This window comes from Nocardiopsis sp. iso_25 (genome assembly GCF_056173305.1).
In genome coordinates, this window is record NZ_CM149667.1 from 379,644 (window position 1) to 398,370 (window position 18,727).

Genomic DNA, 18,727 nt, shown 5'->3' on the forward strand with positions numbered 1-18,727 from the left:
TCCACAGATCCCTTTCGGCTGTGGCGGCCCCCGACCCCGGTGAGGAACATGGGATCGGGAAGGGCGGCAGAACAGCCGGAGGTGACGTCGTGCTCGTGTCGGGACCGGATCGGAGCGTCGTGGGAAGCGGTGGCGGAACAGTCGGAGGTGACACCGTGCTCATGAGGGAAGCGGATCAAAGCGCCGGAGGGCTAGAAGCCGCCTCCACCGCCTCCGCCGTCGGCCCCGCCGCCGTAACCGCCTCCGCCGTCGAAAGCGTCGCCGCGGTGGCCGGGATCGCCCGTTGCCGGGTGGGCGTTCGAAGCGTGCGCGGAGGACCGGCCACCGTCGTACGGGTCGCCGCCCGGACGTTTGCCCCGTGGTTCCGGCTGCTGCTCCGGTCGTCGCGGAACGGTTCCCCGGGGCGCGTGACGCCGTCCCCGGGAGCTGATCACCGCGCACAGCAGCAGGACGAGCGCCGCCGCGAGCAGCACGTGGACCCCGATGTCGAGGGCGAACAGCACCGGGAACGGGACCGGCACCTCACCGTTCTCCACCAAGGACGGGAGGAAGAGGAACCGGAACCAGAGTTCCCGGGCCCCCTGGATGATGCTGAGGAGCACGAGCAGGCCGCCTCCGGTGCGGACGAGGCCGCGCCCGCCGGGAGCCCTCCCGGCGAGGGCCAGCGCGACGGCCCCCGCCAGCAGCGGGGGGAGCACCACGGTCAGCAGGTTCAGGAGGAACTGCACCAGGTCGGGTCCCTGATCGGTCATCGCCGGGCCTCCTCGTGCGTTCCGCCGTAGGTGGAGGAGGTCGGAGGGGGCGGTTCGGTCCGCGATGTCCTCCGGGTGGCGGCCAGGACCAGCAGGAGCATGCCCGCACCGAGGAGGGCCGCGGACAGGTGGTGCGACACGCCAGTGATCAGCGCGGTGGTCTCGGAGTCCGCCACCTGCTCGCGCACCCAGGGGGAGAAGAGCTGGTCGAGCAGGGACAGGACGGAGGAGGCCAGCAGCGCCGCCGCGCCCAGCCCGGTGGTCGCACGGCGTTCCGGCGCGGCCGCGAAGCAGCAGACCAGCGCGAAGAGGCCCACCAGCAGAAGGAGGAGAGGTCCGATCAGGTAGGGCAGGTGGAGGTTCACTGCGGTCCTCTTCGGTGGGGGAGTCGTCGGGGCCGTGGCCCGGTGCGCGTCCGAGCCGCGAGGGAACCTACCCGCCCGAGGGGTGTCCGAGGCGGCGACGGCCGCTTGTGGCCACACCCGTGGAACCCGCACCCGCCCTGCCCGCATCCCAGACCGTGGCCTCGCCGAGCCAGCGGGGCTGCTCCCAACCCGGACACGCCCAGGCCAGGCACTCCAGCCTCCACGGCCCCGACGGGTTCGGCCTCCGCGATGTACAGCCCGGTTCGCCCGCTCTTATCCTTGTGCCATGAACGCCCAGCCTCCGAAGCCCCCCGCGCGCACCGCTCCCCACGCGGAGCTGCGCGCCTCCCACGCCGACCGGGAAGCGGTGGTGGAGCAACTGCGCGACGCGGCGGCCGAGGGGCGCATCGACCTCGACGAGCTGGACACGCGCCTGGAGCAGGCGCTGAGCTCCAGGACCCACGCCGAGCTGGCCGTCCTGACCGCCGACCTGCCCAAGCCGCAGCTCCCCGAAAGCCAGCCGCCGCTGGTGATCAAGGGAGGCCTGCACGGCGCGTCCCGCGGCCCCGGGCGCTGGGAGGTGCCTGGTCACGTGATCGCCCACGGGGGCATGGCGGGGGTGAAGATCGACTTCAGCCGGGTCGAGTGCCGCTTCACGGAGGTCGTGGTGGAGGCGTACGGGGAGGCGGCCGGTGTCACGATCGTCATCCCCGACGGCTGGGCGGCGGACACCGGCGGCGTGGACCCCGGCATCGGCGGTCTGAAGGACAAGACGACCCCCGACCGGCTCGCGGGGACCCCGCTGATCCGGCTCACCGGGACCGGCGGCATGGCGGGAGTGGTCATCCGCCACCCCAACCGCTGGGAACGGCGCAAGTTGAACAGCAGCCCGAAGCAGGACTAGCCGCCCCGCCCGGGGCTGTCGGCATCGGTCCCGGGGAGACGCGGCGTCTCTGCCCAAGGCCTCTTCGAAGTCGGGGTCGTCAGCGCACAGCTACCCCTCAGGTGGCGCCATGGTGACGGCCGCACCGGCCCTCGGGCCCGGTGCGGTCAGCCCGCGTACGGTCCTCCCCGTCCCAGCGCGTGCCCCACCCGGAGCCGCTGGGTGTGGTGCATCTCCAGCCCTGCCGCCTCCTCAGCGGTGAACCAGCGCACCTCGTGCGACTCGTCGCTGACCGCGAGTTCTCCCCCGACGACACGGGCGCGGAAGCACACGTTGAACTGGCGGCGCACCTCTCCATCGCTGTAGGCGATGACGTGGCGGGCGTCGGTGTAGGTGCCGACCAGCCCGGTCACCTCGATCTCGTACCCGGTCTCCTCACGCACCTCGCGCACGGCGGCTTCGGGCAGGCTCTCGGCCATCTCCATCGCTCCGCCCGGCATCGCCCACAGCCCGTTGTCCACTCGCCGTTGCAACAGCAGACGGTCCTGCTCGTCCAGGACGGCAGCGCTGGCAGCGACCACCAGGCTGTTGGGAACGGGAGCCGCAGGGTCGTCGTAGTACTCGGTACGGGCCATGTCCTACTCACTCCCCAAGAGGTCGGGCGGTACACCATACGGCGTCCATGCTGGCGGCATACGCGTCGAACAGCCCCTGGGGAGCCGTGCGTTTGAGCCGCAACAGCGGGTTGCCGTAGGCGTTGACCCCGTACATGTGCGTGTTGACGTACATGTGGTCGTCTGCTCGATAGAGCGAGTTGTACAACGTTGTGGAATGCACCCTCACCGAGACTCCCGGGACTGCTGCCAGAGGTCGGTAGTGCATCGCGGCCAGGTGGCATCGGGACTGGATGCCATGGCCGAAGCGCTCCTCCCCGCCGCGGACACGCACGGCCTCACAGTCGGGGTCTCCGATGAGTACACGCACATGGACACCGTCTTCGGCTCTGGCCTTGAGTAGGTCGTTCCACCCGGGAATCTGTTCATGGAGAAACAGGGCCGCGTAGACCAGGATGTCGATCGTCCTCTCAGCAGCCGCGAACATGCTGCGCCACTGTTCGGCCGATACGTCGGGGCGTTGCCGGTGAACGGCTACCAGGTCCGTGTCCGTAGCTCTCCGGGCCCGCCGCTCCAGGGCGGGCCAGAGTTCGCGGACGTCTGCACCGAGTACACGCGCCACGGCGTGGGCGTTGCGGCGGTGGGGCACTCGTCCGGTGCTGACCCACCGTGCCACGGTCTTGGGGTCGGTGCCCACGTGCAGGGCAAGCGAGGCCATCGTGTGCCCGGACCGCTCCAGACAGATGCGAAGCCGCTCGTTGGGGGGCATGGGGACGTTTCTATCGCACCGGGACGTCTTTCGAGGCGTCCTTCATGCGGTAGCGGCGTCCCAGAGAAGTGGAAAAACTGGCGCCAGCTGAGATTCCCCTCAGGGGCCCAGGACCGCTTTCTGGGCGCAAACCTCGCAGAAGGGAAAGTCGCATGGGCGACCTCGCGCATACCAGTGACACGGCTGAGCACGACGGGCTCCTCCTCTTGGTTGAGCAGGTGGGCGTGGCACACGACCGTCACCGTTCGGAGCACTCCGACATCACCAGTTCGCAGAACTCGGCCGGGGACGACGGTGAGAACCGTGACTTGAACCTGCCCAAGGAATAGGAGCACGTCCATGGATCACCGGCTTGTCACCGGAATCGAGAAGGCGCTCGGTTGGCAGGGGCCGGCGGTGGTGGGTACCGCGTTCGCCCGTGGCACCCTGACCGACGACGGACTGCTCGAACGCCTGATGACCCCCTACCGGTTGATGGAGATCATCCAGCGCCGCCACCTGTCCAACCCGCAACTGCGCTGCTACTCCGAGGGACAGGAACTTCACCCCTCCAGCTACCTCTCCACCGCCGTCAATCGCCGCCGACAGGCGGTGCAGCAGGCGGACATGGCCGCGCTGGGTGCCATCCTGAACAATGACGGCACCATCGTGCTCGACAGCGTCGACACCTTCGACCCGACCATGGAGGTCGCCTGTCGGGCGCTGGGATGGTGGTCGGGGGAACTCGTCTCCGTCAACTGCTACCTGGCCGTGGGCGACACCCCGGGTTTCCATCTGCACTGGGATGACCACGATGTCATCGCCGTGCAGCTCTCGGGCGAGAAGTCCTGGCAGGTTCGTGGCCCCTCGCGGTCATCGCCCATGTACCGGGACGCCGAACAGAACCTGGAGCCGTCCGAAGAGGTCGTCTGGGAGGGGACGATGTCCGCCGGGGACGTCATGCACATCCCGCGGGGCTGGTGGCACACCGCGACCCGGGTCGGCTCAGGTAACCAGGGCCACTCCCTGCACGCGACGTTCGGTATCACCAAGCGAACCGGTGTCACGTGGGCGAACTTCCTCTCGGACACGATGCGCGCGGACGAGGGGTTTCGGACCGACCTGGAGAGCGCTCGTGGTCCTATCGACGACGAAGGGCTGGTGGCCAGGCTCGCGGAGGCGGCACGCGCGAACCCGCCCTCGCACTACCTCGACCAACTCCGGGCGAACACGCCACCCCAACGGCACATGCCTCTGGTGCACTCCTTCGGGCCTTTGACCGGTACGGATGTGGTCGCGGTCACCGAGTTTCCGCCCGTCCTCACCGTTGACGACACAGCGGTCCGGGTGACCGGCGGAGGGAAGAAGCTCACCTTCCACCCGCGTGCTGAACCGGCGCTGCGTGCCCTGTTGTCGGGTCATCCCGTCCGCCTCGGGGAGGAGGACAGCGATCTCCGGGCCGTGGCCGCACATCTGATCAAGGAGGGACTGTGTGCTCCGCTGACCGAAGGACTGTCCTGGGGCTATACCGGTCTGGTCCCAACCGTGACCTGCTCGGACAGGCCCTTGAACTCGGTGTGACCAGGCTGGACACCGCCTTCAACTACCAGCGGTTCACTGCCCACCGGTTGCTGGCGGATGCAGCCGGAGGCCTGCTCACCTCCTTCGAGATCAGTACGAAGGTCGGATTCTTCCCCGACGGGCACGACCTGACCCCGGAAAGACTGAAAGCGGCGGTGCGGGAGATACCCGAAGAGCTCGGGTGTGTGCCGGACACCGTGCTCCTGCACAACCCTGAAAACTCGATCGAGGGTTTCGAGGATGCCTGCGCGGCCCTGGCGGAGATGCGCTACGCGGGGTACTGCGGTGCGTGGGGGCTCTCCTCTTGGAACCCCCGGGTGCTGGCTGCACGTGACTGGTCAGTTCCTCGCCCGGATGTGGTCATGGTCCGCGCGGGCCTGAGTGTTCCAGCCCCGGTCCTGGAAGCCGCCGAACGGTTCTCGACACGGGTCGGGGCCCGAGCGGTGTGGGGTATGGCGCCCTTCGGTGGTGATGCGGCCGATCCTCTCTGGTCGTGGGTCGACACATCGCTGTTCCTCGACCCCGGGCAGCGGGCAAGCCGTGTTCAGGCGACGGTGGCGGCGGCCTGGGCCGTCCCTGAGGTCGAAAGGCTGACTGTTGGCACCTCCTCGCCGGCACATCTGGAGGAGATCGTGCAAGCTGAGTCCCTGACCGTCTCGGCCGACATGGTCGACCGGTATCGCACACTGTTGCGCCGCAGAGCCGAAAGGGTCGACACCGCATCATGACGCCTGCTCAGGACAGCATCCCGTTGGTTGCGTTGGACGACCTGTCGACCGTGGACATCGAAGACGTGGTGGCTCAGGCCGAACAGCGTCTGGGTCGTGGACTGCTGTACGAGGACGCCCACTACAGCCGGTTCAACGGCACCGCGGGGTTCCGCACCGACGCCGACACGTGGGTGCGTCTGGCCTGGAGGCGCGACGCACACGTCGATATCCCCTCCTGGACTGGGACGGAAGAGGCGGCGGCAACTATCCGCGGTGTTCCCAAACCCGCCTGGATCGCCGCCGCAGCCTGGTCTGACCCCGGACGTGGTGTGGTCTGGAAGGCCGAGGAAACGTCTCTGGCCCCTGACAACGCAGTGTCGACCACCGCTGAGATCGCTAGTGACCCGCACCTGCCGGAGACCTGGTGGTTCAGCCTGAGGAGCGGGTTGGCCGAACTCTCCGTGCATGCAACGGAACGCGTTGCCCTGGATCAGGCCCATTTGTCTCGGCGTGTGCATGAGGTCTACGGCACAGGTGTCGACACACGGATTCCGGACGACGAATGGGCGTGCTCCCACGGTGACCTCGGGTACGCGAACCTGACCGGGCCCGAACTGGTGCTGTTGGACTGGGAGAGCTGGGGGATGGCACCCATTGGATGGGACGCCTCCTGCTTGTGGGCGGCTTCGTTAGGCGTCCCCGAGGTCGCGGACAAGGTGATCGGGGGATTCACCGAGCAGCTAGCCACCAAGAGCGGGCTTCTGTGCCGGTTGCTGCTCTGCGCCAACGTCGCCCGAGCCAGCAGACGTGTGGGAAGGGACTTGCCGCTGACCGAAGCGATGGCCTCGACCGCTGACACGCTCCTGGCTCGGCTCGCGGACCTGTCCTGATTCGCTCCGAGGGGCAAGGACGTTCGGCGATCAAGCCATGATGGCTGCTGTTCTGCAGCTTGTCAGGTGGCGGAGCGCGGCCACGCCTGTCCCACGTGTACCGATGCCGTTCCGTCCCGTGAAGGAGTCCGATGAACGCCGACCGCGACGCAAGCTGCGTCTTCTGCCGGATCGTGTCCGGGGACGCGCCCGCGCACCGGATCTGGGAGGACGACGACCACCTGGCGTTCCTGTCGATCTTCCCCAACACCGAGGGGTTCTCGGTGGTGATCCCCAAGGTCCACCGCACCAGCTACGTGGTCGATCTGGAACCGTCGGAGTATGCGGCCCTGCACCTGGCCGCACGCGAGGTCGCCCGCCGCCTGGACGCGGCCTTCCCCGACGTGGCGCGCACCGGGATCATGTATGAGGGCTACGGGGTGGACCACGCCCACGCCAAGCTCTTCCCCATGCACGGCACCGCGGGCAATGCGGGTGAGGACTGGCGCGAGGTGGCCTCACCGATCGAAGGTTACTTCGACCGCTACCAGGGCTACCTGTCCTCGCACGACCACACCCGCGCCGACGACGCCTGGCTCGCGGACGTGGCCGAACGCGTCAGGCAGGCCGGGCCCTGAGGCCAGTGGCCGCGCCGGGCCCTTGATCCGGCGCGGCCTCCTGGAGGGGTTCAGGTACGGGCCGATCTCGGCTACAGCAGGACCGTGGCCAGGTGCTGGGCCAGGGCTCCGGCGCTGGTCGCGAGGGTGTAGGCGGCCAGCAGACGGGCCGGGCCGGTGCGGGTCCAGCCGAAGCGTCGGGGTCTGCGGTGGCTGTGCGGGCGCTGGGGTCGGCGGCGCGGCAGCGGCGGGCGTTCCGGACGTTCCGGGTGTTGCGGACGGGGCTGGAGCGGGTCGTCGTCGCTGGCGGGTCGCGGGGGCGGAACCGCTGGTGCCTGTGGGCGTTGCGGTGACGGTGAGGGTTTGCGCGGGCCTTCGGGGGCCTCGGTGCCCCGAGTGCCCGGCGTGCCCCGAGAGGCCTGAGCGCCCTGAGGTTTCCGGGAGCCGTGTTCGGCCAACCGGGCGGCTTGGACATGCATCCAGGTGGGCAGCTCGCCGTGGAGTTGGCGGTAGGCCACGCGTGGGTTGTCCGCCATCTGAGCCAGGAGCCGCTGTTCCCGGGTGGGTTCGTTGGGATCGCCGGTGTTCCTGGGGCGGTTGAGGCTGTCGGGACGACCGGAGGGACCAGTGTTGCTGGCGGTACCCGGGCGGACGAAGCGCTGTCCCCGGGGCGCGTCCAGGACCCGGCGGATGCGGTCGGTGCTGGGTCCGCTGACGGTGGGGGCGCTCACCTGTCGGCCCCGGCGGTGGTGACGCTGGAGGGAGCGGTGGGGGTGAGGGTGAACTCGGCCCACACGACCGTGCCCAGCCCCGCGCAGAACGGGAAGTCCACCACGGCACGGGTGCCCCACCTGGTGGCCAGGGAGTTGATGAGCAGCAGGCCACGGCCGCGTTCGGCCTCCTCCCAGTCGGACGCGGTGCGCTGGTGCGGGATGTGCGGGAGGGAAGGGTTCTCGGTTCGAACGCCGTCGTCGGTGATGCCCAGGTGCAGGGTGGTGGCGGTGGGCATGGACAGGGTCCGGATGACCCGGCCGTTCTCCTGGCCGGAACGGGAGTGGTCGGCGGCGTTGGCGAACATCTCGCTGGCGCAGAGCACGATCGTGTCGGCCAGGTCGGGGCACAGCCCCTCCAGGCGGAACAGGTCGGAGCGCAGGTCCTCACGCACCCAGGCGGCCTGGGCGAGGAGACCGGGATAGACCCGGGAGGGCCAGCGCCGCCCTGCGATGGGCGGGGTGGAAGTGTGGATGGTTGCGCGGGGACGCGGCACAATGGTCATGTCGGCACGCTCCTTCAGGCATGAATCGGGTTGTCGATGTGGGCTCTGGAGGCGCTGCTATCGCCCCCAGAGCCCGTTTTCGTGTCAGCCGCCCCTTGGTGGACGGCCGCCCCGGCGGTGAGTGTCATCCCGCCGTGGATCGGCCAGATCCCAGGCTCTTCTCCCGCGCCGCCTCGTGCCACGCAAGGCGTCTGCCGAGGTAGGCGTCCCTTTTCCAAGAGCCGCGCCGGAATCTCGCTTCGTCCTCTAAGCTAGAGACCAGCCTTAGAACTTACAAGGCCTGTATAAAAACTGGCCTGCATTGTTGGCACATGTCCTTTTTGGTGCAGTGAGATGATCGGGCTGTCCCCGCCATCCGCTGTGACGACGACGGAACGAAGGAGGCCTTCGTGGCCCAGGGCTCCCCCGTGCGCAGGCACTACCTGGTGAGTCAGCTCAAGCGACTCAGGACCCAGGCCAAGCTGTCCCAGGAGCAGGTCGCCAACGAGTTGGGGTGGGACACCAGCAAGCTCTACAGAATCGAGAACGGGCGGTTCGTCCGGCTGACGACGGAGGCCGTCGCCGCGCTCTGCCGCCTGTACGGCTCAACGGATGCGCTGCGCGAGGAGCTGGTGGAGATCGCCAAGGCGGCCCGCAAACAGAAGCCCTGGTGGTTCCAGCATGAGGACGTCGCGGGCAACGCCTTCTACAGCCTGGAGAACGAGGCCACCAAGATCCAGGAGTACGCCATGGGCGTCATCCCAGGCCTCTTCCAGCACCCCGACTACATCGAAGCTCTGATGGCTCGGGGATTCGTAGCGGACTCGAAGGAGCGGCAGAAGCGTGTCGCGGCTCGGATCGAGCGCTGTAGCAGCATCCTGGATCGCGAAAACCCGCCTCGGATCTGGGAGGTCATCGACGAGTCGGCGCTGCGCTGCCTCGTCGGTGGGCCAGAGGTGATGCGGACTCAGTTCCAGCACCTGATGGAGCTGAACAAGCGCCCGAATATCGACATTCAGGTCCTGCTACTGTCCAAAGGCATGGCGCAGTCCTGCGGCTACACTCTCCTGCACCTCGGCGAAACCGACCGGGTGGGCTACCTTGACGTCCCTCCGAGCGGGCACTTCTTCGAGGGCGGCGACGAACTCGCGAACCACGAGCACGGATTCGAGTACATGCAGGCCGCTGCCCTGCCGTTGGACGACACGCAAGAATTCATCCGCGATCTGGCGGACAACCTGGAGAAGTCCTGATGACTGAGCACGAAGCCGCCGAGGCGACGTTGGTGTCCGCCGCCCTCTGGCACACCTCCAGTTACAGCGTTGAACGTGGTGCCTGTGTGGAGGTTGCAGAGGGCCCGATTACCGGGGTCCGGGACACCAAGCACCGTGAGCTGGGCGCGCTCTTCTTCGGCGGTGGCGAGTGGCAGGCCTTCCTGGGTGCCGCGAAGGACGGCCGCAGCTAGAGCCCTGTGGCCCCAGGGGTTGCCCGGGGCCCGGCCCGCCGTGCGCCCTTCGGGCCGTTGGTCCCATGTGTGCGGCTCGCCCCGGGGTAGTTCGCCGGTATGAACAGGAACCGCGGCATCCCCCGTACCCCCGGGCGGTTCGGCACCCTCATGGGCCGATTCAACATCTACGCCCAGAACAACCCGCGTCAGTTCGGCCTCCGCACAGCCCTGGGCGTCGGCGTCTTCAGCGTCTTCTGCGCCTCCCTGCTGTTCGGCCCCCTGTTGGTGGCCGAGGGCTTCGGCGGACCGCTCCCCGTCATCGCGGGAGGCACCCTGGCCGGGGCGCTGGTCCTCACAGCGCTCGGCGGCTTCTTCTGCACGTGGATGATGCGCCGCATGGTCAAGGGCAGACCGCTGCCCCTGGACGCCGACCCGGCCAGGGCCTGGGCCGCGCACTGGCAAATCATGCGGGGCACCCTCCATCCGGACCCCGAGACCAACCGGCTCGGGCGCATCCTCGCTGACCAGAGCGACACGTCCCGCTCCCCGAAGTTCATGCTCGTTTTCGGCTGCTTAGTTGCCGTGCCCAACGTCGCCAATGCCCTGCTCGTCTACGACAGCGGTTCTCCGGTCGCCCTGATCAACCTGTTCATGGCAGGAGCGCTGGTGGCCATGATCGCTGCCTTCGTCCCCCTGATGATGCGCCGCCAGCGCAGGGTCCGCCAGTTCCGCGAGACCTACGACCTCGCCGCCGCGGGCTCCTCCGGTACGCTCGGAACCGAGGACTGACCACGGCGCCCCTTTCCCTCACCCCCCACGCTCCGTGACCACGCCTCGCCCGGCGGCGCCCATCGGCGCCACACCCGGTAAACACGGTGCGTAACAGCGCATCGAATCGGTTCGAAAACGGACGGGACGGCACGGTGCGGATCTCCGATGTGGCCCGGCACGCTGGCGTGTCGCCGAGCACGGTCTCCTACGTCCTCAGCGGCAAGCGGTCGATCTCCGAGACCACCCGGCGGCGCGTGAGGGAGAGCATCGACGCACTCGGTTACCAGCCGCACGCGGGCGCCCGCTCCCTTGCCAGCCGCCGCAGCAACGTGATCGCCCTGGTCATCCCGCTCCGCGGCGACGTGCACGTTCCCGTCGCGATGCGTTTCGCCGTCTCCGTGGTCACCGCCGCCCGCGCGCACGACCACGACGTCCTCCTGCTCACCCAGGGCGAGGGCCCCGACGGCCTGCGCCGGGTCTCGGGCAGCGCCATGGTGGACGGCGTCATCGTCATGGACGTGGAGGCCGACGACGCCCGCGTCCCCGTCCTGCGCGAGTTGGACCTGCCCTCGGTCCTCATCGGCGTCCCCGAGGACACCGAGGGCCTGACCTGCGTGGACCTCGACTTCGCCGCCGCCGGGGCCGCCTGCGTGCACCACCTCGCAGACCTCGGCCACACCGACCTCGCCTTCGTCGGGCAGCCCCCCTCGGTGTACGAACGGCGCACCGGGTTCGCCGAGCGCACCACCACCGGCTTCGAACGCGCCGCCGCCGAGCGCGGCGTGCGCGCCACCCTGCACCCGTGCTCCCCCGACACCGCGCACGGCCTCGCGGAGGATCTGCTCCGCGAGCGGCCCGGCCTCACCGGCCTCATCGTGCACAACGAACCCTCGGTCGGCCCGCTGCTCGAATCCTTCGCCGAGCACGGCCGCACCCCGCCCGAGCTGTCCGTGGTCGCCATCGGCCCGGTCCCGCCCGGCGCCCCGCCGCTGACCTCGGTGGACCTGCCCGCCGAGGAGGTCGGAGCCCGCGCGGTCGGCCTGCTCATGGACAAGATCGACGGCCCCGGCAACCCCGGGGTGACCCTGCTCGAACCCCGGCTCACCTCCCGGGAGAGCACCGCCCAGCGCGCCTGACCGTCCCGCTCGCCTGGCCGCGCTCCGCGCCCGACCGGGGGATGTGGCGGGGGACACCGGAAAAAGTGTCCCCGGGTCGCGGAATACCCACCCCCACCCTCCCGTTGTACGGGGTGCCGGAAGGTGCGGTAGAAAGTGTCCCCCGGGCTCCACTCAAAGCCTTCACGGAATACCGCGCCCGCAAGGGCGGCAGGAGCCGTGTTGTGCACCGCGCCGTGAGGCGACCGCCGCACCGTTCCGGTGTACGTGACGGCCCCGCCGGGCAACTGCCCGGCGGGGCCGTTTCACGTCTCGCGCCCGGCGGGGAGCGCACCCAAGGGGGTCTCAGCCGCGCCGGGCCTTCTGCACGGCCTCGGCCAGCTCCGCCTTGTTCATCTTGGAGCGGTTCCCGATGTCCAGCTCCCTGGCCTCCTCGTAGAGGTCGCGCTGCCTGGGAACCCTGCCCTTGACGTCGAAGCGCTCCAACTCCTGGGCGCGCCGCTCCCAGAACGCCCTGCCCAGCTCCTGGGCCCGCTTCTGACTCACCGCCTCCCTCAGGCCGGGCAGGACGTCGCTCTCCTCCTCCTCGACGTGGTGCTTGACCGCGTCGACGAACTCCTTGCAGCGCTTGTCGAACTCCTTGCTCTTCGGGTCGCAGTCCTTCAGCTTGCGGAGCAGCTCCTCGGCCTCCTGGTGCTCCTCCGTGCCGTGCCGGACCTCGGGCCCCTCGCCGGCGGCCTTGGCGGCGGCCGGGTACACCTCGTCCTCCTCGGCGCGGCTGTGCGCGGTGAGGATCGCCTCGATCTCCTCCAGCAGGCGCGGCCGCTGGTCGGGCTCGGACTGGAGCCGGTCGAACAGCTCCTCCATGGTCCGGTGGTCCTTCAGGATCAGGGTGACGGCGTCCTCGGCCATGTTCGCCTCCGCTTCGGTGGGGTGCTTCCGACCACCGCCACTACCCACGGCCCCGCTGCCCAGACACGGCGCCGACCGGCCGCCGACCCGACTCCACCCCATCCGGCCAGACCCCGACTCCACCCCGCCCGCCCGGAACCGGCCGCCGCCCCGCACCGACCCCGGAAACAGCCGGGGCCGCGCCCCGCGCGCCTCGCGCGGAACACGGCCCGGATACGGGAGCGGAAGGTCAGCGCAGGCCGAACAGGTGCTCCATGGCGAGCTGGTCCAGGCGCTCGAAGTGGTAGCCCCGCGCGCCGACCTCGGCCAGGTCGATCTCCTCGGCCAGCAGGTCGGACAGGGACTCGCCCTCGCCCAGCGTGGACTGGGACAGCTCGGGCACGCGCGAGGCCGCGAGCGCCTCCACCACCTCGGGGTCGGCGCGGAACGCCTTGGCCTTCTCCTTCAGGATGAGGTAGTTGCGCATGCAGGCCGCCGCCGACTCCCACACGCCGCTCATGTCCTCGGTGCGCGGCGTCTTGAAGTCGAAGTGCAGCGGGCCGTCGTAGCCCGCGCTCTCCAGCAGGTCCACCAGGAAGAACGCCTCCTTGACGTCGCCCGAGCCGAAGCGCAGGTCCTGGTCGTACTTGATCCCGCGCTGGCCGTTGAGGTCGATGTGGAAGAGCTTGCCCGCCCACAGGGCCTGCGCGACGCCGTGCGCGAAGTTCAGCCCGGCCATCTGCTCGTGGCCGACCTCCGGGTTGACCCCCACCATCTCGGGGTGCTCCAGCTCGTTGATGAAGGCCAGGGCGTGGCCCACCGTGGGCAGCAGGATGTCGCCGCGCGGCTCGTTGGGCTTGGGCTCCAGGGCGAAGCGCAGGTCGTGGCCCTGCTCGCGCACGTAGCCGCACAGGATGTCGAAGGCCTCGCGCAGCCGGTCCAGGGCGGCGTGGTCGTTCTTGCCCGCCTCGGTCTCGGCGCCGTCCATGCCGCCCCAGCACACGTACGTCTTGGCGCCCAGCGACACGGCCAGCTCGATGTTGCGGATGACCTTGCGGATGGCGTACCGGCGCACGTCGCGGCTGTTGGAGGTGAACCCGCCGTCGCGGAACACCGGGTCCGAGAACAGGTTGGTGGTCGCCATCGGCACCTTGAGGCCGGTCTCGTCCAGGGCCGCGCGGAACCGCTTGAGGATGTCCTCGCGCTCGGTGTCGGAGCTGCCGGGCGGGATGAGGTCGTCGTCGTGGAAGGTGATCCCGTGCGCGCCGAGGTCGGCGAGGCGGCGCACGGCGTCCGCCGGGTCGAGCACCGGGCGGACGGGGTCGCCGAAGGTGTTCACCCCGCGCCACCCCACGGTCCACAGACCGAAGGTGAACCTGTCCGCGGGCACGGGCTGGTAGCTGCTCATGTCGGGTCTCCTGAGGTAGGCGCAGGACTCCGGAATAGTTTGTCTAGAGTCACAACTAATTGTCAACGGGGTGGCCGCGCAACACCGCCACCCCGCCGCCCGGCAGGGTCATCCCCTGCGCCGAAACGCCCGACACCAGGTCGCGGGCGCCCGCGTCCAGCCCGAACCGGGCCGGGTCGATCCACCGCGGCCGGTTGTCGTGGTTGGTGACGAACACCCACGCGCCGTCCCGGTCCACCCGGCGCACCACCTCCAGCCCCGGCTCCGGGAACGGCCCCGTCCCCGCCGCCTCGGCCAGCAGCCGTGCCAGGCCCCGGTCCGACATCCGGGCCGACAGGTACCAGGCCTCGCCCGCGCCGTGGCGCCGCCGCGTCACCGCGGGCAGCCCGTCCAGCGGTCCGCCCGCGTAGTGGGCCACTGCCTCGGCCCCCGCCAGGTGGACGTGCTCGCTCCACAGGGTGACCTCCTCGCGCACCGAGCCCAGGTCCACGCCCACCGAGTCCCCGGGCAGCAGCGGGTGCACCTCCTCGACCCGGACCCCCAGCAGGTCCCGCAGCGCGCCCGGGTACCCGCCGGTGCGCACGGTCCCGTCCGGGTCGGCGGCCCCGCTCAGGAAGGTCACCACCAGCGTTCCGCCGTCCTCGGTGTAGCGGGCCAGCCGCTCGGCCGCCTCGTCCGAGAGCAGGTACAGGGCGGGCACCACCAGCAGCGGCACCCGCGGCAGGTCGCGGTCGGGTCGCACCATGTCCACCGTGCGACCCGACCGCCACAGCACCCGGTGCACCTGGCGCGCGGCCTCCAGGTAGTCCACGCCCCGCACGGGCAGCGACGGGCTGCCCAGCGCCCACCAGCACTCGGGGTCCCAGGTGAGCGCCGCGTCGGCGACCACGTCGGCGTCGCGCGCCTCCGCCACGCGGGGCAGCACGCTCCCCAGTTCGCACACCTCGCGGAAGATCCGCGAGTCCGGCCCGGCGTGCGGCACCATCCCCGAGTGCCACTGCTCGGCGCCGCCCCGGGAGGCCCGCCACTGAAAGAACATCGCGCCCCGCGACCCGCGCGCCACGTGCGCCAGGCTGTGCCGCGCCGTCTCCCCGGGGGCCTTGGGCCGGGCGACCTCGCCCGTGTAGGTCACACCAGCCGCCTGTTCCATCAGGAGCCACGGCCGTCCCGGGCCGGGCACGCGCTCCGCCCACGAGCGGGCCAGGTCGGCGGCGAAGGCGGTCTGCTCCGCCCCGCCCTGCCCGGTCCGGTCGGGGTAGTCGTCCACGGCCACCAGGTCCAGGTGCTCGGCCCACCGCCACGGGTCCACCGGCACCCAGTCGCCGAAGGCCAGGTTGGTCGTGACCGGCACGTCCGGCCGCACGGCGCGCAGCACGTCGCGCTGGGACAGGAAGTGGTCGAGCATCGCGTCCGACAGGAACCGCCGGAAGTCCAGCACGTGCGCCGGGTTGGGCAGGTACTGGGTCGCGCGCGGCGGCTGGACCTGCTCCCACTCCGAGTAGTGCTGGCTCCAGAACGCCGTGGTCCACGCCGCGTTGAGCCGGTCCAGGTCCACGTGGCGACCCCGCAGCCAGTCGCGGAAGGCCCCGGCGGTGTGCTCGGAGTGCGACCACGTCCCGTACTCGTTGTGCACGTGCCACAGGCGCAGCGCCGGGTGCGCGGAGTAGCGCTCCGCCAGCGCGCGGGCGATGCGCACCGAGGCCTCGCGGTAGTCGGGGGAGCATACGTCGTAGGTGTCGCGGCTGCCGTGGGTGAGCCGGGTCCCGTCCGCGGTCACCGGCATCGCGTCGGGGTAGGCGAGCCCGAACCACGGCGGGGGAGAGGCGGTCGGGGTGGCCAGCGCGACCCCGATCCCGGCATCGGAGAGCCGGTCCAGCACCCGGTCCATCCACTCGAACCGGTACTCGCCCTCCTTCGGCTCCAGCAGCGCCCACGAGAAGACGCCGACCGTCACGAGGTTGACCCCGGCGCGGCGCATCAGCTCCACGTCCTCCGCCTGGACCTCCTCCGGCCACTGCTCGGGGTTGTAGTCGCCGCCGAACCACAGCGGAGAGGACATGGGGAACTCCTTCTGGTTTGGTGTGTGCGCCAACAAAGTAGGGCGAAAACCCTTCCGGGCGACACCCCCCACACGAGGAGCGCGCATGTCCGCAGCACGACGGGTCCGCACCCGCCATCCGGTCGGGAACTGGGAAGACGCGCTGGTCACCGGAAACGGGCGGCAGGGGGCGCTCGTGCACTCGACGGCGGAGCGCGTCCGCCTGACCCTGTGCCACGAGCGGCTCTTCCTGCCGGTCACGGAGCCCCTGCCCGCCCCCGGGACCGCGTCCCTGCTGCCCGAACTCAGGGAGCTGCTGCGCCGGGGCCGCTCCCGCGAGGCCGCCGAGCGGATCGCGGAGTCCGCGGCGCGCGAGCACCCGGGCTACGCCGACACCCGGTGGATCGACCCGCTGGTGGGGGCCGCCGTGCTCTCGTTCGCACCGCGCGGGCTCCGGCCGGGGCCGGTCACGCGCACGTGCGACCTGGACTCGGGGCTGGTCACCGAGGAACTGCCGGACGGGACCGTGCACCGGGCCTTCGCCTCCCGGCCCGACGACGCCGTGGTCGTCGAACTCGCCTCGCCCCGCGGCCTGGACGGAACGCTGCGGCTCACCGCGCTGGAGGAGGCACCGCCGGTCCCGATGACGGTGGTCCGCGAGACCGGCCCCGGCCTGCTGACCCTGCGGGCGGACTTCCCCGGGCGCCCGCCGGGCGGCCTGTCGGGGTACACGGTGACCTGCGCCGTCAGCGCCGAGGGCGGCCGGGTCGGCGCCGACGGCGAGGGGCTGGACCTGCGGGGCGTCCGGCGGCTGCGGCTGACGGCGCGCGTGCGGGTGGACGGGTTCGCCGCGCCGGAAGCGGGGCCCGGGGCTGATGGGGTTTCCGTGTCCGGCGGGGAGGTCCCGGGGGTCGCGTTCTGTCCGGACGTGCCGATATCCGGCTCGGAAGCTGGTCCCGCTGGTCCCGCTGGTCCCGTTGGCCCTGCTGGTCCCGCTGGTCCCGCTGGTCCCGTTGGCCCCGTTGGGGCCCGGACCGGGGACGCCTGGGAACCGGCCGGTGGTTCCACCGGGAGTCCGGAGGGCTTCGCCGGGGCGCTCGAACGCCACCGGACGGTGCACGGCGACCTCATGTCCCGCTTCCGGCTGGAGCTGGAGAGCGGTCCGGCCCGCCCCGACGCGCTCGGCGAGGACCTCCTGGCGGCGGGGGCCGCCCCCGCCCTGATCGCCCGCCTGGTCGACGCCGGTCGGTACGCGGTCATCTCCAGCTGCGGCGATCTGCCGCCCACCCTCCAGGGGGTGTGGAGCGGCACCTACGACCCCCCGTGGCGGTCGGGGTACACCTTCGACGGCAACCTGCCCTCCGCCCTCGCGGCCCTGCACACCACGGGCACGCCCGAGCTGATGACCGGCCTTTTCGACCTCCTCGACGGCATGGCCGACGACCTGGCGGAGAACGCGCGGCGGCTCTACGGCTGCCGGGGGATCCTGCTGCCCGCGCACGCCTCCACCTCCGGCAGGCACAACCACTTCGGCCCCGAGTGGTGCCTGACCTGCTGGACCGCGGGCGCGGCGTGGACGTCCCGCCTGTACTGGGACCACTACTCCCACACCCGCGACCGCGCCTTCCTGCGCGAGCGCGCCCTGCCCTTCCTCACCGCCGCCGCGGAGTTCCACGAGGACTTCCTCACCGACGAGGGCTTCTCCCCCTCCTACTCGCCGGAGAACACCCCCGGGGACGGCGACGGCCAGGCCGCCGTCAACGCCACCATGGACGTCGCGGCCGTGCGCGACCTGGTGCGCAACCTGCTGCGGGCGCACCGCGTGCTGGGCGTTCCCGGCTCGCGCCGCTGGGCCCGGCTGGGGGCGCGGCTGCCCGGCTACCGGGTCGCCCCGGACGGCGAACTCGCGGAGTGGGCGGGACCGGCCGGGCCGGTGGAGCAGAGCGAGCGGCACGCGCACCGGCACGCCTCCCACCTGTACCCGCTCTGGTACGAGACCGACCCCGCCCTGGCCTCGCCCCGGCTGCGCGCGGCGGCGGTCGCCGCCGTGCGCGCCCGCCTGGCGTGGTGGCGCGGGCAGGAGTCCGACGAGATGGCCTTCGGGCTGGTCCAGCTGGGGCTGGCCGCGGCCAACCTGGGCCTGGCCGCCGAGGCGCACGAGACCCTGTGCCTGCTGGCCACCCGCTACTGGCGCCCCACCCTGGTGCCCACGCACAACCGGGGCAGCCTGTTCAACGTGGACATCGGCGGCGGGTTCCCGGCCGTGGCGGCGGCGATGCTGGCCCGGTCCGCGGAGGGGCGCCTGGACCTGCTGCCCGCCCTGCCCCGGGAGTGGGCCTCGGGCCGCGTGGAGGGGCTGCGGGCCCGGGGCGGGGTCGTCGTGGAACTCCTGGAGTGGTCCGGCGGCCGGGCCCGCGCGCGGCTGCGGGCGGTCGAGCCCCGCCGGACGGTGGTCGCGCTGCCCGGCGGGGAGCGGCACGGGGTGGACCTGGTACCGGACCGGACGGTGTCCCTGCAATTCGCGGTGGTTGCCGAGAAGGAGTCGAATCGCTTCGAAAATTCCCGCGCAACACCCCTTGCCGGGGGTTAGTCGGCTATCCAGACTAATGGGGAATTCGCGCCTGCCCCGGGACCGGATTTCCGGGGAGGGCTCACCCCCCGAT

At 70.9% G+C, this 18,727-nt stretch carries 20 protein-coding genes; 11 read left to right on the forward strand and 9 right to left on the reverse strand.

The window, feature by feature from the left end:
- Positions 1-191: 191 nt before the first annotated feature.
- Both AC0VX6_RS01715 and AC0VX6_RS01720 read right to left on the reverse strand, forming a co-directional pair.
- Positions 192-752, reverse strand: a complete 561-nt coding sequence (locus tag AC0VX6_RS01715; RefSeq protein WP_475467252.1) for a hypothetical protein — start codon at positions 750-752, stop codon at positions 192-194.
- Positions 749-1,117, reverse strand: a complete 369-nt coding sequence (locus tag AC0VX6_RS01720; protein ID WP_274975914.1) for an MFS transporter — start codon at positions 1,115-1,117, stop codon at positions 749-751. The genes AC0VX6_RS01715 and AC0VX6_RS01720 overlap by 4 nt, the downstream gene beginning before the upstream one ends.
- Before the next feature lie 286 nt (positions 1,118-1,403).
- Between AC0VX6_RS01720 and AC0VX6_RS01725 the strand changes: the two genes are divergently transcribed.
- Positions 1,404-2,021 (forward strand): DUF1707 SHOCT-like domain-containing protein, encoded by a 618-nt coding sequence (locus tag AC0VX6_RS01725; protein WP_475467254.1) that lies wholly within the window; start codon positions 1,404-1,406, stop codon positions 2,019-2,021.
- Between the two features lie 146 nt (positions 2,022-2,167).
- Here the strand turns inward: AC0VX6_RS01725 and AC0VX6_RS01730 are convergent, their stop codons facing one another.
- The gene (locus tag AC0VX6_RS01730) at positions 2,168-2,635 is read right to left on the reverse strand and encodes an NUDIX domain-containing protein (RefSeq protein WP_274975916.1); all 468 of its coding nucleotides are present in this window, start codon (positions 2,633-2,635) and stop codon (positions 2,168-2,170) included.
- Positions 2,636-2,642: 7 nt separating this feature from the next.
- On the reverse strand, positions 2,643-3,383 hold the full coding sequence (locus AC0VX6_RS01735) for a helix-turn-helix domain-containing protein (RefSeq protein WP_274975917.1): 741 nt from the start codon (positions 3,381-3,383) through the stop codon (positions 2,643-2,645).
- 152 nt (positions 3,384-3,535) lie between these two features.
- Between AC0VX6_RS01735 and AC0VX6_RS01740 the strand changes: the two genes are divergently transcribed.
- The 5 genes from AC0VX6_RS01740 to AC0VX6_RS01760 all read left to right on the forward strand — a co-directional run bounded on the left by AC0VX6_RS01740 (position 3,536) and on the right by AC0VX6_RS01760 (position 7,160).
- Positions 3,536-3,712: a hypothetical protein gene (locus AC0VX6_RS01740; protein ID WP_274975918.1), complete on the forward strand. Its 177-nt coding sequence runs from the start codon at positions 3,536-3,538 to the stop codon at positions 3,710-3,712.
- A gap of 10 nt (positions 3,713-3,722) precedes the next feature.
- Positions 3,723-4,943 carry a JmjC domain-containing protein gene (locus tag AC0VX6_RS01745; RefSeq protein ID WP_274975919.1) on the forward strand — a complete coding sequence of 407 codons (1,221 nt, stop codon included), beginning with the start codon at positions 3,723-3,725 and terminating at the stop codon, positions 4,941-4,943.
- Positions 4,940-5,671, forward strand: coding sequence for an aldo/keto reductase (locus tag AC0VX6_RS01750; RefSeq protein ID WP_274975920.1), 732 nt, complete (start codon positions 4,940-4,942; stop codon positions 5,669-5,671). The genes AC0VX6_RS01745 and AC0VX6_RS01750 overlap by 4 nt, the downstream gene beginning before the upstream one ends.
- Complete coding sequence (locus AC0VX6_RS01755; protein WP_274975921.1) at positions 5,668-6,543, forward strand: protein kinase family protein; 876 nt, start codon at positions 5,668-5,670, stop codon at positions 6,541-6,543. Before AC0VX6_RS01750 ends, AC0VX6_RS01755 begins: the two co-directional genes overlap by 4 nt.
- 131 nt (positions 6,544-6,674) lie before the next feature.
- Complete coding sequence (locus tag AC0VX6_RS01760) at positions 6,675-7,160, forward strand: HIT family protein (RefSeq protein ID WP_475467257.1); 486 nt, start codon at positions 6,675-6,677, stop codon at positions 7,158-7,160.
- A gap of 71 nt (positions 7,161-7,231) precedes the next feature.
- Here AC0VX6_RS01760 and AC0VX6_RS01765 read toward each other — a convergent pair whose 3' ends face one another.
- A complete protein-coding gene (locus AC0VX6_RS01765) occupies positions 7,232-7,870 on the reverse strand; it encodes a hypothetical protein (RefSeq protein ID WP_475467258.1) in 639 nt (212 codons plus the stop codon).
- Positions 7,867-8,415 (reverse strand): ATP-binding protein, encoded by a 549-nt coding sequence (locus AC0VX6_RS01770; RefSeq protein WP_475467259.1) that lies wholly within the window; start codon positions 8,413-8,415, stop codon positions 7,867-7,869. Before AC0VX6_RS01770 ends, AC0VX6_RS01765 begins: the two co-directional genes overlap by 4 nt.
- A 389-nt stretch (positions 8,416-8,804) precedes the next feature.
- Between AC0VX6_RS01770 and AC0VX6_RS01775 the strand changes: the two genes are divergently transcribed.
- The 4 genes from AC0VX6_RS01775 (at position 8,805) to AC0VX6_RS01790 (ending at position 11,748) form a co-directional block, all read left to right on the forward strand.
- Complete coding sequence (locus AC0VX6_RS01775; RefSeq protein ID WP_475467260.1) at positions 8,805-9,647, forward strand: helix-turn-helix domain-containing protein; 843 nt, start codon at positions 8,805-8,807, stop codon at positions 9,645-9,647.
- Entirely contained in the window at positions 9,647-9,859 is a 213-nt protein-coding gene (locus AC0VX6_RS01780) for a DUF397 domain-containing protein (protein WP_475467261.1), read from the forward strand. Before AC0VX6_RS01775 ends, AC0VX6_RS01780 begins: the two co-directional genes overlap by 1 nt.
- 99 nt (positions 9,860-9,958) lie before the next feature.
- The gene (locus AC0VX6_RS01785; RefSeq protein WP_475467262.1) at positions 9,959-10,630 is read left to right on the forward strand and encodes a hypothetical protein; all 672 of its coding nucleotides are present in this window, start codon (positions 9,959-9,961) and stop codon (positions 10,628-10,630) included.
- 134 nt (positions 10,631-10,764) lie between these two features.
- Positions 10,765-11,748, forward strand: coding sequence for a LacI family DNA-binding transcriptional regulator (locus AC0VX6_RS01790; RefSeq protein ID WP_475467263.1), 984 nt, complete (start codon positions 10,765-10,767; stop codon positions 11,746-11,748).
- A 324-nt stretch (positions 11,749-12,072) separates the two neighbouring features.
- On the opposite strand, the gene AC0VX6_RS01795 is transcribed toward AC0VX6_RS01790, so the two are convergent.
- From AC0VX6_RS01795 to AC0VX6_RS01805, 3 genes are all read right to left on the reverse strand, one after another.
- Positions 12,073-12,639 carry a hemerythrin domain-containing protein gene (locus tag AC0VX6_RS01795; RefSeq protein WP_475467264.1) on the reverse strand — a complete coding sequence of 189 codons (567 nt, stop codon included), beginning with the start codon at positions 12,637-12,639 and terminating at the stop codon, positions 12,073-12,075.
- Between the two features lie 229 nt (positions 12,640-12,868).
- Positions 12,869-14,026, reverse strand: a complete 1,158-nt coding sequence (gene xylA / locus AC0VX6_RS01800; RefSeq protein ID WP_475467265.1) for a xylose isomerase — start codon at positions 14,024-14,026, stop codon at positions 12,869-12,871.
- 55 nt (positions 14,027-14,081) lie between these two features.
- Complete coding sequence (locus AC0VX6_RS01805) at positions 14,082-16,085, reverse strand: beta-galactosidase (RefSeq protein WP_475467266.1); 2,004 nt, start codon at positions 16,083-16,085, stop codon at positions 14,082-14,084.
- Between the two features lie 85 nt (positions 16,086-16,170).
- On the opposite strand from AC0VX6_RS01805, the gene AC0VX6_RS01810 reads away from it, so the two are divergent.
- Entirely contained in the window at positions 16,171-18,654 is a 2,484-nt protein-coding gene (locus AC0VX6_RS01810; protein ID WP_475467267.1) for a glycosyl hydrolase family 95 catalytic domain-containing protein, read from the forward strand.
- Positions 18,655-18,727 lie beyond the last annotated feature (73 nt).